This window comes from Luteimonas salinisoli (assembly GCF_013425525.1).
In the GTDB taxonomy this organism is placed as follows: Bacteria; Pseudomonadota; Gammaproteobacteria; order Xanthomonadales; family Xanthomonadaceae; genus Luteimonas; species Luteimonas salinisoli.
Window position 1 is genome coordinate 23,187 of sequence record NZ_JACCKA010000077.1, and the last position, 15,002, is coordinate 38,188.

The following is a 15,002-nucleotide window of genomic DNA, read 5'->3' on the forward strand; positions in this document are numbered from 1 at the left end:
CCCCGGCGCCCGACCAAGGTCCGACTGCCGCGGCGGCGGCACTCCGGCATAATCCCCGGTCCGGCCCGCGTTCGCTGCCGGCCTTCCTCCCTTCGAGATCCCGGAGCCCATGGCCCGCATCATCGCCATCGCCAACCAGAAAGGCGGCGTCGGCAAGACCACCACCGCCGTCAACCTGGCCGCCGCGCTGGCGGCCACGCCGCGGCGCGTGCTGCTGGTCGATCTCGACGCCCAGGGCAACGCCACCATGGGCAGCGGCGTGGACAAGCGCGAGCTGTCCGCCTCGACCTGCGACGTGCTGCTCGAGGAGCAGCACGCCGATGCCGCGATCGTGCGCACCGGGGAAGGCTTCGACCTGCTGCCGGCCAACTCCGACCTCACCGCCGCCGAGATCGAGCTGATGGACGAGGAGGGCCGCGAACAGCGGCTCAAGCGCGCGCTTGACCCGCTGCGCGCGAACTACGACTTCATCATCGTCGACTGCCCGCCGGCGCTGTCGCTGCTCACCCTCAATGCGCTCACCGCGGCCGACTCGGTGCTGGTGCCGATGCAGTGCGAGTACTACGCCCTGGAGGGCATCACCGCGCTGCTGCAGACCATCGAGGCGCTCAAGGGGCGGCTCAACCCGGACCTGGAGATCGAGGGCGTGCTGCGCACCATGTACGACGTGCGCAACAACCTCACCAACGCCGTGTCCAACGAGCTGGTCGGGCACTTCGGCGACAAGGTGTTCCGCACCATCGTGCCGCGCAACGTGCGCCTGGCCGAGGCGCCCAGCCACGGCCAGAGCATCGTCGGCTACGACCGCGGCTCGCGCGGCGCGATCGCCTACCTGGGCCTGGCCGGCGAGGTGGTGCGGCGCCAGCGCGAACGCCAGGCGGCCACGCAGGCCGGCGGCGGCGATGCCCCCGCCCTCGCGGCCGCCGCCGCGCAGAGCGGGGAGTGAGCGGATCGATGCCGACGATCGCGCCGTTGCGGGGCCGATGCGCGCATGCCACGCGGACGCGTCCGGTCCATGCTCCGCTCCGCGTTGGTCCCGGGATGCCGCCGGGTGCCCGCGTCGCCGGCCTCACTGCGGCGGCGGGGGAACGCCGCGGCCGCCCCGGTCCACGCCCATATGCCCTTGAGGAGAAGGCGGCATGACCGCTGCGAAACAGAAGAACGCCCCGGCCAAGAAGCGCGGCCTGGGCCGCGGCCTCGAGGCCCTGCTCGGGCCCAAGGCGTCGGAAGCCGCACCGGTGCTCGAGGCCGCCCCCGGCGACGCGCTGCACACGTTGCCGGTCGACGCGCTCACCCCGGGCAAGTACCAACCGCGCCGGGCGATGGACGAGGGCAAGCTCGACGAGCTGGCCGAATCGATCCGCGCCCAGGGCGTGATCCAGCCGATCGTGGTGCGCGACCTCGGCGGTCGCCGCTACGAGATCATCGCCGGCGAGCGCCGCTGGCGCGCCTCGCAGCGTGCCGGCCTGGCCGAAGTGCCGGTGGTGGTGCGCGAGGTCGACGATCGCACCGTGATCGCCATGGCGCTGATCGAGAACATCCAGCGCGAGGATCTCAACCCGCTGGAAGAGGCGCAGGCGCTGCAGCGGCTGATCGAAGAGTTCACCCTCACCCACGCCCAGGCCGCGGCCGCGGTGGGCCGATCGCGCGCCGCGGTGTCGAACCTGCTGCGGCTGCTGGAGCTGCCGGCGGCGGTGCGCGCGCTGGTCGAGGCGCGGCGGCTGGAGATGGGCCACGCCCGCGCGCTGCTGACGCTGTCGCCCGAGCTCGCCGGCAAGCTGGCCGCCGAGGCCGCCGAGCAGGGCTGGTCGGTGCGCGAGGTGGAGCACCGCGCGCAGCAGTTCGCCGAGGGGCGCATCCCGGCCCGCAAGGGCAAGCCCGGCAACGGCAAGCCCAGGCCGCAGCAGGCGGACATCGCCACGCTCGAGAACGAGCTGGCCGAGACCCTGGGCGCCCGCGTCAGCATCGCCCACGGCCGCGGCAACAAGGGGCGGCTGGTGATCCACTACAGCGACCTGGACACCCTCGACGGCGTGCTGGAACGGCTGCGCGGCAGCCGGTCATAGGACGACCCTGCGGCCGCGAATGCGGGCGTGGGCGCAGGTGGGAGAGATGCCGGGAATGGATCGACCGGGATGATCGGCACGTGGCTGGTCGATCCAGACAACTGGCTGCGACAGCGCAATCCAGATGACCATAGGGATCATGGACGATGGGACGAGACGGGATACTGATCGACGGGATACTGATCGACATCTGGCGAAAACCAGAGCCGCGCCTGGTCTTCTCCTCGAAATGGAAAGCCGTACGCCTGGTCCCCGAGACGAAAGCCCCTTACCTGGTGGTTCCGGCGGACAAGACCCAGCCGGTACATGCCGCTCCGCAAGCCGGCAAGAGGCTGCGGCGGGCCGATGCCGAAGCGCTCGAATACGACAACTCCCTCCCGCCGACCTTCAAATGGCTGCTTGCCGGCGGGGGCCTGTCGGCCCTGGCCTTGGCGCTCGTTGGAGTGCTGCCAGCGGCGCTTTCGCCGCCAGCGGGACCGCCGCGCGTATTCGAATCTCTTTGCTTCATTCTGCTGAGCCTGTTGGGGTGGTGGTGCATTCGCGTAGCCTGCTTCGCGAAGCTCCAGTTTCCCGTGCTCTTCGATAGAAAGACCCGACAGGTCGTTTTCGCCAGGCCCCGCTGGCCGCGGTTTTCGAGGCCATGGGAGCTTCACAGGCAGCCAGATCGCAGGACATACCGCTGGGAGAGCACGGAGGCCCGCCTGTACTACGTGCAAAGCTCAGCCCACTCGGAGTTCGGCTCGGTGGACTACGAGTCCTACGAGTTCTACCTGCTTTGGGGGGACGAGCAGGAGCCAACCCTGGTGCGGGAAATCCTTCTGTTCCGATTGGGCGACGGGAACCAGCACCTGGCCCTCGCTGGCTGGGAGCACATCCGCCGCTTCATGGAAGACAGCGGAGCGCATGGCCGCCCGATCGAGAACGCAAGGCCGGTCGCCACCGCCGGGTAGGCATTGCACGGCCATGACCTGCGGCCGAAGGCGGTACGCGGCCGGGATGCGATGATGGCGGCCTGCCCCGGCCGAGGACCCGAGACGTGAAGCGACTACTGCCCGCCCTGCTGACCCTGCTGTTCCTGCTCGCCCCGGCCGCCTGGGCGCAGCCCGGCGACGCCGACGCCGCCTTCCACGCGATCCACGAGAAGGAGTGGGCCTGGCGCGAGGCCGAGTTCAGCCACGACGACGAGGACACCGTGGCCGCCGGCGACCGCCGCCTGACCGACGTCGGCGCCGAGGCGCAGGCGCGGCGGCTGCAGGTGTGGGAAGACGTGCTGCGGGAACTGGACGCCATCGACCCGGCGCAGCTGTCGCCGGAGAACCAGGTCAACCTGGCCGTCTACCGCCCGCAGATCGAACACCTGGCCGCCAGCATCCGGGTGCGCGCCTACGAGATGCCGTTCAACTCGGACAGCTCGTTCTGGGCCAACCTCGGCTTCATGACCCGCCGGCCGTTCCGCAACGCCGACGACTACCGCGCCTACGCGGCGCGCCTGCGCGATGTGCCGCGCTATTTCGACCAGCACATCGCCAACATGCGCGCCGGGCTGGCGCGCGGCTTCAGCGTGCCGCGCGCGGTGCTGGACGGCCGCGACGTGTCGATCGCCGCGGTGGCGGAGCTGGAAGATCCCGAGCAGTCGAACTTCTGGACCCCGTACGCGCGCATGCCGGCTTCGATCCCCGCCGCCGAACAGGAGGCGCTGCGCGCCGAAGGGCGCGCCGCGATCGGCGAGGCGGTGGTTCCCGCTTTCGCCGGCCTGCTGACCTTCTTCCGCGACGAGTACGTGCCGCAGGCGCGCACCACGCTGGCCGCCGAGGCGATGCCCGGCGGCGAGGCGTTCTACCGCCAGCAGATCCGCGAGTACACGACGCTGGACCTGTCGCCTGAAGAGATCCACGCGATCGGCCTGGAGGAAGTGGCGCGCATCCGCACGGAGATGGACGAGGTGATCGAGCGGAGCGGTTTCGAAGGCGACTTCGAGGCCTTCCTGCGGTTCCTCCGCACCGATCCGCAGTTCTACGCCGAGACCCCGGAGGAGCTGCTGCGCCGCGCCGCCTGGATCGCCAAGCGCGTCGACGGCGAGATCGGCAAGTTCATCGGCACCCTGCCGCGCGGGCGCTTCACCATCATTCCGGTGCCGGACGACATCGCCCCGTACTGGACCGCCGGCCGCGGCGGCCGCGGCACCTACTGGCTGAACACCTACGACCTGCCCTCGCGGCCGCTGTACAACCTGCCGGCGCTGACCCTGCACGAAGCCGAACCCGGACATGCGCTGCAGGGCGCGCTGGTGGCCGAACGCGAGGACGAATGGCCCGGCTTCCGCCGCGAGTACATCTCCGCCTACGGCGAAGGCTGGGCGCTGTACACCGAGAAGCTCGGCCAGGAGATGGGCATCTACGAGACCCCCTACGAGGAGTTCGGCCGCCTGACCTACGAGATGTGGCGCGCCGCGCGCCTGGTGATCGACACCGGCGTGCACCACAAGGGCTGGAGCCGCGACCAGGCGCTGGCGTTCCTGCGCGACAACACCGCGCTGTCCGAGCACGAGGTCACCACCGAGGTCGACCGCTACATCTCCTGGCCGGCGCAGGCGCTGAGCTACAAGCTCGGCGAGATCGCCATCGTGCGCCTGCGCGAGGAAGCGGAACGCGAACTGGGCCCGAAGTTCGACATCAAGGCCTTCCACGACGCGGTGCTGGCGCAGGGGGCGGTGCCGATCCCGGTGCTCGAATCGCAGATCCGCGCCTTCATCGCCGAGAGCAAGGCGGCCGCGAGCGACGCCGACGCGGAAGCCGGAGCGGCCAGCGAGCCCAAGCAGGCACCCTGACGCGCTGGCGCCGCCCCGGAGGCGGGCGCCTCGCCCGCCTTCCGCAACATCTCCAACTGCGACGACCCCGCCCTTTGGGCGGGACCTGCCTCCCGCGCCCTGGTTTGTCGCCGTGCTCTTCCACTGCCTCGGCGGCAGAGCGTGCTGGTGACAGGGTCCGTCGGCTTCCTTCAGCGCCGCGTCGACAAGACCGGGGGCCCAGCGCACCAGCGAGAGCATTCCGGGGGGCCGGAGAAGCTGTTCCGCGTGCGACGCGCAAGATTCGAAATCCCGACACACTTGTCACTCCCACCCGATGTCGCGCCGGTTCCATAGTCGCTCGTGGTATCTCCCGAACGCAGCCACCCTGGAGGAGCGAGACCATGACCACATCATCCGAGAATGGCGGAACCCGCGAACTGTCCGGAATGCGGACGCCGCCGGTCGTGCCGGCCAAGGAGTGGCAGGCCGCATGGGAAGCGTTGCACGTGAAGGAAAAGGCGCTCTCGCGGGCTCGCGACGCCCTCGCCGCCGAACGTCGGCGGATGCCCTGGCTCGCAGTCGAGAAGGATTACGCCTTTGAAGGACCCACTGGCAGGGTGGGCCTGCTCGACCTGTTCGCTGGCCACCGGCAGCTGATCGTCTATCGCGCTTTCATGGAGCCCGGCGTGGGGCGCTGGCCGGAGCGCGGCTGCATCGGTTGTTCCATGGTCGCCGATCAGGTCGCGCACCCGGCACATCTGGGCGCCCGCGATACCAGCCTGGCCTTCGTCTCGCGCGGATCGCAAGCCGACCTTCGGCGCCTGAGGGCGAAGATGGGCTGGGAACATATCCCGTGGTACACGCTGACGGACGACTTCGACGCCGACTTCGGCGTGGACGAATGGCACGGGACGAACGCGTTCATCCGCGACGGCGACCGCGTGTTCCGCACCGGCTTCATCAACGGCCGTGGCGACGAGCAGATGGGAAATACCTGGAACTATCTCGACATCACGGCACTGGGCCGCCAGGAGTCGTGGGAAGACTCACCCGAGGGCTATCCCCAGACCCCGCCGTACGAATGGTGGGTGTGGCACGACAACGCGGAAACGGATCCCGCCCGCGACGAGGATTGAATCGAGCTGCCATGCCGCGGATCGGAAAGACGGAAGCCGCGACGCCGCGCCTCCGCCGGGCCGTGCCCCATGCGTGGAGGCAGCCCCGGCCTCCCTCCACGCTACCGCCTCCTGCTGGCAGGCTGCGAACGCGCATCAACCACGACACCCCGGCAGCAGGTACACGCGGCGACCGCGGGCTCAATCGACGTGCTCCAGCGCCGCTTCGTCGGCGAACGCCACCCACGGGTGCCGACGCCGCTCCCACACCGAGATCCATGGCGCCGGAAATCCAGGGTCGGCGAACGCACCGACCGGGACCGCGATCACGTCCGGCGCGTCGGCGAGGGTGTACCAGAGCGTGCTGCCGCAGGCGCCGCAAAACCGCTGCACGATGCGATTGCCGCTGTCGGCCTCGCACACGTACTCGACCGGCGCGCCGCCGCCGAACTCGACCCGCTCCCGCGGAAAGCGCGCCTGGGTCCCGAATGCGCTGCCGGTGCGCCGCTGGCAGGCCAGGCAGTGGCACACCGAGATCCGGACCGGATCCCCGTGGCAGGCAAGCTGCAGCCGGCCGCAGCGGCAGGTGGCGGTCCTGACCATCGATCCTCTCCTGTGGAAAAGGCCCAGCCTACCGGGCCGGCACCCGTTTCCGTAGGAGCGGCCCATGGCCGCGAAGGCCGGCGTGCTTGAATATGCCCGGAATCACCGCCAACCCGGCCGGAGCCACCCGCGGCCTTCGCGACCATGGGCCGCTCCTACGAAGAGCCGGCCTGGCGCTCCGTGACGCGCCGCTGCTGGCCAACTGCTTGCGGCACAAGGGAAATCCCGGCACAATGCCCGGCTCGCTGTGTCCGGCCCGCCCGTTGCGGGGCCCGGCAACCGCCCGGAAGCGCGATCTCCGGCCGGCCCGCACGGCGGTTCCATGCCCGTATCGCGCCGCGGTGGCGACACCCCGGGGGCCGACGTTTCCCTGGCCAAGGGAGGCACAACCGATTTCTCGAGGTGCGTATGTCCCGAGTATGCCAAGTGACCGGCAAGCGAACGACGACCGGCAACAACGTCTCGCATGCCATGAACAAGACCCGCCGCCGTTTCCTCCCGAACCTGCACGAGCGCAGGTTCTGGGTTGCCAGCGAGAACCGCTGGGTGAAGCTGCGCGTTTCCACCAAGGCCCTGCGCACCATCGACAAGAACGGGATCGACTCCGTCCTCGCCGACCTCCGCGCACGCGGCGAAAAGATCTGAGGAGTACCGACCCATGGCTTCCAAGCGCGACAAGATCCGCCTGATCTCCTCGGCCGGCACCGGTCATTTCTACACGACCGACAAGAACAAGAAGAACACCCCCGGCAAGATGGAAATCAAGAAATACGACCCGGTGGTGCGCAAGCACGTGCCGTACAAGGAAGGCAAGATCAAGTGACGTGACGGCGCAAGCCCACGCCCGGAAAAGCCCGCCGCAAGGCGGGCTTTTTCTTTGCGTTCTTTGCACCCGCGGCATCTCCACCCCAGAATCCGCCAGGATGACAGCGATACCGCCCCCACCTGGCCCATGACCTGGGACCTCTCCCCCGGCGCCTGGCTGCTGGCCCTGGACTGGGCGATCCGCCTGGCCGCGCTGGCGTGGATCCCCAACCGCACCACGCCGCCGGCCGCGCGCAGCTGGCTGCTGCTGGTGTTCTTCGTGCCGCTGCTCGGCTTGCCGCTGTATCTGCTGTTCGGCCATCCATGGCTGTCGCGCGAGCGCGTCCTGCGCCAGGCGCAGGCCTCGCAGGCGATCCGCGAAGGCCAGGCGCCGCAGGCCGCGCTGCGCTGGGATCCGCCGGAGCGTGGCGCCGTGAGCGAGATGGCACCGCTGGTCGAGCGCCTGGGCGACTTCATGCCGGTGCGCGGCAACGCAGTGGAACTGCTGGACGACTACGACGGCGCGCTGCGCACCCTGCTCGACGACATCGACCGCGCCGGCGCGCGCGTGCACCTGCTGTACTACCTGATGTTCGACGACGCCGTGGGCGACGCCGTGGTGGAGACCCTGGAGCGCGCCGCGGCGCGCGGCGTGGCGGTGCGCGTGCTGCTGGACGCGGTGGGCGCCAAGCGCGGCTTCCGCCGTTATGCCAAGCGCCTGCGCGCCGCCGGCATCGAGGTACACGACATGCTGCCCGGCGGCCTGCGCTGGCGCCGCAGCGGCCGCATGGACCTGCGCAACCACCGCAAGATCGCGGTGATCGACGACGACATCGCCCATGTGGGCTCGCAGAACCTGGCCGCCGCGGAATTCGTGCGCGGCCACCCCAACCGCGAGCTGGTGGCGCGGGTGCGCGGCCCGGTGGTGGCGCAGCTGGAGGCGGTGTTCGCCAGCGACTGGTACCTGGAGACCGGCGAAGTGCTGGACGTCTCGCCCACCCGCCCCACCCAGCCGGAGAACGTGGCCACCCAGCTGCTGGCCAGCGGCCCGGCCTACCCGTTCGACAACGCCCGCGACACCGTCAACGCGCTGATCCACCTGGCGCAGCGGCGGCTGGTGCTGACCACCCCGTACTTCGTGCCCGACGACGCGTTGCTGGCCGCGTTGCGCATCGCCGCCCTATCCGGCGTGGAGGTACAGCTGATCCTGTCCGCGCCCAACAACCAGCGCCTGACCGAGTGGGCGCAGCACTCCTACTACGACGGGCTGCTGGCCTGCGGCGTGCGCATCGCCCTGTACCGCCCGCACTTCCTGCACGCCAAGCACCTGAGCGTGGACGACGACATCGCCCTGATCGGCTCGATCAACCTGGACATCCGCTCCTTCGCGCTCAACGCCGAGATCGGCCTGTTCTGCTACGACCGCGACGTGGTGGCGCGGATGCGCGAGATCGAGGCCGACTACCTGCGCGATGCCGAGCAACTCTCGCTGGACGCCTGGCGGGCGCGGCCGACCTGGCGGCGCAGCCTGGAAGGCGTGGCGCGGCTGGCGGACTCGTTCATGTAGGCGGCCTCCTACGCCCACCATGGAATTCCGCAACTGCGACACTTGTCATCCACTGCGCCACGCCGCACGAGCGGCCGGCAAGGAGCGACACGCATGCAGATCCTGATCCTGACGCTCGGCTCGCATGGCGATGTGCAGCCCTATGTCGCGCTGGGCCGCGGGCTGCAGGCCGCCGGGCACGCCGTGAGCCTGTGCACCAGCGCGCACTTCGCCGGCTTCGTAGCGGAGCACGGGCTGGACTACCGCCACATGGACAACGGCTTCGTCGAGCTGATGGCATCGCTGGAAGGACGCGCCGCGCTCGAAGGCATGGGCAGCTTCTTCGGCGCGCTGAAGACCATGGCCACGCTGGTGCCGAAGGTGGGCCCGCTGCAGGTGCGCGTGCAGCAGGATGCCTGGCAGGCGGCACAGGACCTCCAGCCCGAGCTGATCCTGTTCCACCCCAAGATGGCCGGCGCCGTGGACATCGCCGATGCGCTGGGCGCCGCCGCGATCATGGCGCCGCTGTTTCCGCAGTACGTGCCGACTGCGGAGTTTCCCGCCGTGGGCCTGCCTGCGCTGCCGCTGGGCGCGCGCTACCACCGCGCCAGCTACCGGCTGGTGCACGCCATCGGCAACCGCGTGGGCCGCGGCCCGCTGCGCACCTGGCGCCGCGACAACGGCCTGGGGCCCAGGCCCGCTGCGCTGGGATTGTTCAACGATGCAAGCGACCGGCCGATCCCGGTGCTGCACGGCTACAGCCCCACGCTCAGCCCGCCGCCGCCGGACTGGCCGGAACATGCAACGGTGGCCGGCGCATGGACCCTGCCGCACGCCGCCGACTGGGCGCCGCCCGCGGAGTTGACCGCATTCCTGGCCGCCGGCCCGCCACCGGTGTACGTGGGATTCGGCAGCATGGCCGGCCGCAACCCCGCGCGGGTGGCCACCATCGTGCTGGACGCGCTGCAGCGCGCCGGTCAACGCGGCCTGCTGGCCAGCGGCTGGGGCGGCCTGACTGCAGAGACGTTGCCCGAAGACGTGCTGGCCATCGGCCACGTTCCCCACGACTGGCTGTTCCCCCAGGTGGCCGCGGTGGTGCACCACGGCGGCGCCGGCAGCACCCACGCCGGCCTGCGCGCCGGCCGCCCCACCGTGGTCTGCCCGTTCTTCGGCGACCAGCCGTTCTGGGGCAGGCGGGTGCACGCGCTGGGCGCCGGGCCGGCGCCGATTCCGCAGCGGCGGTTGAGTGCGGAGCGGCTGACCGAGGCGATCGGGGCCGCGACCGGCGAGACCGGAATCGTCGAAGCCGCGGCGACGGTTGGGCGACAGCTGCGGGCCGAGCGAGGGGTGGAGCAAGCCGTCACGTGGATCGAGGGCTGGATGGCCTCGCGTCGAGGCGCGTACGGTTCACGCCCACCGTCAAAGCAGCGCTTCGCCGGATAGCGCCTGGGCTCGAGCTGGATATCCGGCGCGACTCGCCTCGGGGGCTACCGCATCACTGCATCAACCGCGATCGCCCTTGATCTGGACGCGAACCTATGACGATAGCCACTGCAACCGATCTGCCGCTAGTCGATGGATAGTCCGGCATCGCCGCCGGTCTATCGGATAGGTCGGCGACCTTGCCGGATAACGCGAGTCGACCGACCTTGGGCGCCTGCCACCCCGCGGCGCAAATGCTTGATCCATCAGGGACGAGCTGCGTTGACCACTCGACACAACTGGCGCAGAGTTCGTGCTATGCCCCACTGCGGGGTCTAATAGTAGTTAGGCCCCACAAGAGCCAACACAATGTTTCCGTACACCATCGACGATCCGATTGAGATGCCCCTCAGGTCCTCGGTTGAGGTCACGATTGAATTCCCTACCGGCAAGCGCTGGTTGTTCTTTGTCACGCCTGAGCTTCTGGCAGCGGCAGGTGACTTCGTTGAGGGGACGCCATCTCGCCTGCACCTTGGAGAGAGACATATGATTGTGGTCAGTGACCTTAGCTCAACGGTCATTGACTCGGTGTTGCAGCAACTTGCTGATGCGGGCGAGCTTGAGAGTAGGACGGTCCCTCTCTCGGGTGGGGCCTAACAATTCATTCAAGCCGACGCCGCTTCGCGGCGCGGCTTAACTCAAGTGTTAGGCGGCACGCTGCAATGTCGTGTCACTGAGTGTCGTCGCAATCGGATCGGCCAGCATGCTGCAGGCATCTTTGGCTTCGGCCAAGTACTCGCAAGCGCGCCGGGACAGTTCGTCGCGGCAGCCTTCGGATAGCTGGACTCAGGCGTCGCAACCGGCCCGTCCATCGCGGGCTTCGGCCAGATCCAGGGACAGGTTCCGGGCCGGCGCGCCCGGGCGCTACCGGCTCCGGCTACATCCCAAGCCAAGAGCTTGTCGCACCCCGATTTTCGTCGTAGCGTGTCGCCTAACAATTCGTTCAAGCCGACGCCGCTTCGTTACACAAAGCACATGGCAGGTACAGCTTGCCATGTGCTTTGCTCCACTACGCAGCGCGGCTTAACTCAGGCGTTAGGTGCCGCATGGAAGTTCGTCGCCCACCAAAAGCTCGCATAATTTCCACCATTCCGGCTAAGCGCGTGGATCTGACACTAGGTGACCGCAAAAGCCTGCCTGAGATCGGAGACGTCGTTGAGCTAGACCAAGGCTTTACTATGCCGTCAGGTGAGCGCGCTGGCATTGTCGTCTGCCGCAACCCGGACAGTAGTGTTCGCTGGGTTGCTGAGGTGCTTGAGTCAGAGATGGAGATGGTGCTGTGACTCCGGCTGCTGCGGCACCTAACAATTCATTCAAGCCGACGCCGCTTCGCGGCGCGGCTTAACTCAAGCGTTAGACCTGCCATGAGAGCATTCTGCAACTTGGTGGTTCTGTCTCTCGGCCTTGCGCTGAGCGCATGCGCTGTGGCCGAGCCAACTTCCCAGTGCTCTTCCGGGCTTGCTCCTGCATCTACGGTTCCGCCAAAGCTTCCGCCTCAGCTGCACAACGAGTTTTCTGGCAAGGCTGAGGTTTCGTTCGTCATTAGCCCCTCTGGACACGTGCAGTCACCGACAATCGTCTCTGAGGAGTGGCGCCCCGTCGGTCGCAGCACTGGCCAACCAATTGGATACGGCGAGGCAATTCTTTCTTCTGTCGCTCAGTGGCGCTATCCACCTAGACCGCAAGCATGTCGCCACCAGGTTCCGGTAGAGCTCCGGGCAGAGGGTCCCGGCCCCACGGCTGGCAGGTCTAACAGTTCATTCAAGCCGATGCCGCTTCGCGGCACGGCTTAATTCAGGCGTTAGGTGGCGGGATGAGTATCTTCGACATCTGGAAGTCCAAGAAGCCAAAGCCGATCGATCGAGTTGAGCTCGATAAACTCGGATCCGTTGTCTGGTCAGATGATGATGAGTCTTGGCAAGGCCTTGTTGATGGCATCTCATTCTTCATCGGGATTGATGACTCTTCCGATCGCCCGATTCAGCCTCTCATTGATTACACTGAGTCTGCGCTGCTCAACGACTGGCTTCGAGATGCCGTAAACGCCGCGAAGGACAAGTACGCTGCCGATCATCCTCAATTCGCTGATGAGTTGGCCGACTTGTCGATTGAATCAGTACACGTTTATCTGCGCAAAGGTTCCCGGCACCTCAATTGTCATCTTGGGTATGGCGCAAGCGATCGTTTCTGGGCTCTAGATTTCATTGATTACCGTTGCACAGGCATGGGGTTCGACACGTGAGTCCGCCACCTAACAATTCATTCAAGCCGACGCCGCTTCGCGGCGCGGCTTAATTCAGGCGTTAGGCGTCGTAAGAGCGAGCAGTAGTGGCTCCGCGCCACCGTCTCGTTCAACGGCTCGGCGCGAGTCCTCCAGACACGCCAGCAGTTGTTCGCCAGCTTCGGTCGGCGTATCGAGCGCGCTCAAGTGTCGCCGCTTCGAGTTGCCAGGCTTCGGCGCCCGAGCTTCCACTGCCCCGGCACGCGGGCCCAGCGGGGCCTCTTCAGCCAGCGTGCTACTGGCCGTACGCGGGGCGCGCCCAGGCATCCGGGCTTCGGTGGTCAATCCACTTCCGGCCCGTCATTGTCTGGGGTAGTCTCGCGCCTAACAATTCGTTCAAGCCGAACTTGTCCCGCTGCGCGGGCCAAGTCGGCTTAACTCAAGCGTTAGGGCTCATACGGAAATGAATCGAGACGTGGAGAACCTAAGAGCGTTGATGGCCATCTCACTGGCAACGCTAGCCATTGGGGTGTTTGTTTCCTTCGCGGACATGCCTCTCACCGAAGAACAAAGGCAAATCATGGCGGGGAACGCCTTGGGTGCGGTAGTAGGGTGGCCGTGGTCAGACCTCATCTACTTCATCTGGTTAGGCGTTTACTTGATTGCTCACGTCCTTGCGTTCTTTGTGGTGCGTTTCGCGCGGCACGCGTTCCTAGTTGCGTTTGCTCTTGTATCCATCATGCCCGCAATAGGTGGAATGTCTGTCGGGTCTCCTTGGGACAGCACTGCGTGGGCACTTCACATGGTCGCATCCACCTTTGCAATAGGTCTCCTGTTCTTTGCGCCCGGCGTGCAGCACCGAATGGCTCGCGTGCGCCATGAGCCCTAACTATTCGTTCAAGCCGAAACCGCTTCGCGGTTCGGCTTAACTCAGGTGTTAGCCGTCATGGACCAGCGATTGTCGCTACTTGAAGAAGACTACAAGCGCGCTGTCGCCGATGCACTGCTGGCGCTGCAGGCATCTGGCATCGCGCTTCCGGCGAGCGACAAGGAGTGGGCTTTGCGCCAAATGGCCGGTACCGGCGTCTTGCTCAACGGTGCCATCTATCACAAGCATGGTTACGGCTGCAGCGTGACTAGCGACGGCATTGAGGTCGACTTCGATTTTGGAGCAACTGGGGTTGTTAAACCGCCAGACGCATTTCGCTTGGTTGGCTTCTGCGGCGACCGCCTTCAACACTACGGTTTTTCTTCAACTGCAGAGCTAGAACAGGCCGTTGCTAATGACGGGTGAATTAACACCCCAAGTGCAACACCCCTGAGAGTTCCTGCATTCGTTCGATCGGGGTCTTGTAGCCATGTCGTTTCCTCGGCCTCGTGTTGAGTTTATGCGCAATTCGGTTGCAGTCGGCTTGTGTGGTTCTTGCCAGGCTCCTCCCCTTGGGCAGGTACTGGCGTAGCAGGCCGTTGAAGTTCTCGTTGCTGCCGCGCTCCCAGGGGCGGTGTGGATAGGCGAAGTAGCAGAGAACGCCTGTTGCTTGTTCGAGCGCGCGGTAGCCGTGGAACTCGGTACCGTTGTCCCAGGTGATGGTCTTGAACGGCAGGCCGCTGCGCTGGATCGCATCCAACGCTGCACGGTTGACCGCTTTGACCGTCCGGTGGGGCAATCTGACCACCAGGGCCACGCCGGTGCAGCGCTCGACCAGCGTCAACAGGCACACGCGCTCGCTGGCCGTGCCAACCACGGTGTCGCCTTCCCAGTGGCCGACCTCTTGCCGGCCTTCGACTTCCGCGGGGCGACTGTCGATCATTGGCTTGCCATGGAGCTTTCCCCGGCGTTCCGGGCCAAAGGTGCGCTTGCGTCTTCGCTTGCCGCCCTGGCGCAGGCAGGAGCGCAGCTGGCCTCCCGCGAGCCGGTCGCGATGAACATGCCGGTAGATCGTCATATGGCTGATCCGCACGACGCCGTGGAGCGCCAACCATCGGGCGATCTGCTCTGGACTCCACTGCGCATAGCGCAGTAGGGCCTCGATGCGTCCATAGATGTCGGCGTCGTGCTGCCTGACCTGCCGGGTCCGCCGTCGCCGGCCGTTGGTGCGCTGCTGGGCCTTGCTGGGCCGGTAGGCACCGTCGGTACGATGGCAGCGGTTGCGCTGGATCTCGCGGCTAATCGTGCTGGGCGATCGGTCCAGGATCCGGGCGATGGTCCGCAGTGACTGCCCGTCGCGGTGGAGCACGGACAGGGTGTATCGTTCTTGCTCGGTGAGCTGGTGGTACATGAGGGATCGTCTCTTGCCGGAGTGATCCCCTCCAGTCTGCCAGCTCACCTCTCCATCTTCGGGCGGTGTGGGTGTTGCACTTACTTTGTTAACCTGCG

13 protein-coding genes are annotated in these 15,002 nt (G+C 67.1%); 11 read left to right on the forward strand and 2 right to left on the reverse strand.

Annotated features, from left to right (window positions below; all coding sequences use genetic code 11):
- The first annotated feature begins 109 nt into the window (after positions 1-109).
- From H0E84_RS13710 to H0E84_RS13730, 5 genes are all read left to right on the forward strand, one after another.
- Positions 110-946: a ParA family protein gene (locus tag H0E84_RS13710; protein ID WP_180679216.1), complete on the forward strand. Its 837-nt coding sequence runs from the start codon at positions 110-112 to the stop codon at positions 944-946.
- Between the two features lie 193 nt (positions 947-1,139).
- Entirely contained in the window at positions 1,140-2,066 is a 927-nt protein-coding gene (locus H0E84_RS13715; protein WP_180679217.1) for a ParB/RepB/Spo0J family partition protein, read from the forward strand.
- 146 nt (positions 2,067-2,212) lie between these two features.
- Entirely contained in the window at positions 2,213-3,016 is an 804-nt protein-coding gene (locus tag H0E84_RS13720; RefSeq protein WP_180679218.1) for a DUF6708 domain-containing protein, read from the forward strand.
- Positions 3,017-3,102: 86 nt separating this feature from the next.
- A complete protein-coding gene (locus tag H0E84_RS13725; RefSeq protein WP_425600492.1) occupies positions 3,103-4,893 on the forward strand; it encodes a DUF885 domain-containing protein in 1,791 nt (596 codons plus the stop codon).
- Positions 4,894-5,255: 362 nt separating this feature from the next.
- Positions 5,256-5,990, forward strand: coding sequence for a DUF899 domain-containing protein (locus H0E84_RS13730; protein WP_180679219.1), 735 nt, complete (start codon positions 5,256-5,258; stop codon positions 5,988-5,990).
- Between the two features lie 180 nt (positions 5,991-6,170).
- On the opposite strand, the gene H0E84_RS13735 is transcribed toward H0E84_RS13730, so the two are convergent.
- Positions 6,171-6,572, reverse strand: a complete 402-nt coding sequence (locus H0E84_RS13735) for a GFA family protein (protein WP_180679220.1) — start codon at positions 6,570-6,572, stop codon at positions 6,171-6,173.
- 408 nt (positions 6,573-6,980) lie between these two features.
- Between H0E84_RS13735 and rpmB the strand changes: the two genes are divergently transcribed.
- The 6 genes from rpmB to H0E84_RS13765 all read left to right on the forward strand — a co-directional run bounded on the left by rpmB (position 6,981) and on the right by H0E84_RS13765 (position 13,919).
- Positions 6,981-7,217, forward strand: coding sequence for a 50S ribosomal protein L28 (gene rpmB / locus H0E84_RS13740; protein WP_180679221.1), 237 nt, complete (start codon positions 6,981-6,983; stop codon positions 7,215-7,217).
- 13 nt (positions 7,218-7,230) lie between these two features.
- The gene (gene rpmG / locus H0E84_RS13745; RefSeq protein ID WP_036137644.1) at positions 7,231-7,395 is read left to right on the forward strand and encodes a 50S ribosomal protein L33; all 165 of its coding nucleotides are present in this window, start codon (positions 7,231-7,233) and stop codon (positions 7,393-7,395) included.
- A 129-nt stretch (positions 7,396-7,524) separates the two neighbouring features.
- Entirely contained in the window at positions 7,525-8,943 is a 1,419-nt protein-coding gene (gene cls / locus H0E84_RS13750; protein ID WP_180679222.1) for a cardiolipin synthase, read from the forward strand.
- Positions 8,944-9,036: 93 nt separating this feature from the next.
- Positions 9,037-10,365 carry a glycosyltransferase gene (locus H0E84_RS13755; RefSeq protein ID WP_180679223.1) on the forward strand — a complete coding sequence of 443 codons (1,329 nt, stop codon included), beginning with the start codon at positions 9,037-9,039 and terminating at the stop codon, positions 10,363-10,365.
- A 1,852-nt stretch (positions 10,366-12,217) separates the two neighbouring features.
- Positions 12,218-12,646 carry a hypothetical protein gene (locus H0E84_RS13760; RefSeq protein WP_180679224.1) on the forward strand — a complete coding sequence of 143 codons (429 nt, stop codon included), beginning with the start codon at positions 12,218-12,220 and terminating at the stop codon, positions 12,644-12,646.
- Between the two features lie 925 nt (positions 12,647-13,571).
- A complete protein-coding gene (locus tag H0E84_RS13765; RefSeq protein ID WP_180679225.1) occupies positions 13,572-13,919 on the forward strand; it encodes a DUF6896 domain-containing protein in 348 nt (115 codons plus the stop codon).
- 1 nt (position 13,920) lies between these two features.
- On the opposite strand, the gene H0E84_RS13770 is transcribed toward H0E84_RS13765, so the two are convergent.
- Positions 13,921-14,904, reverse strand: coding sequence for an IS30 family transposase (locus tag H0E84_RS13770; RefSeq protein ID WP_180678154.1), 984 nt, complete (start codon positions 14,902-14,904; stop codon positions 13,921-13,923).
- Positions 14,905-15,002: the final 98 nt, after the last annotated feature.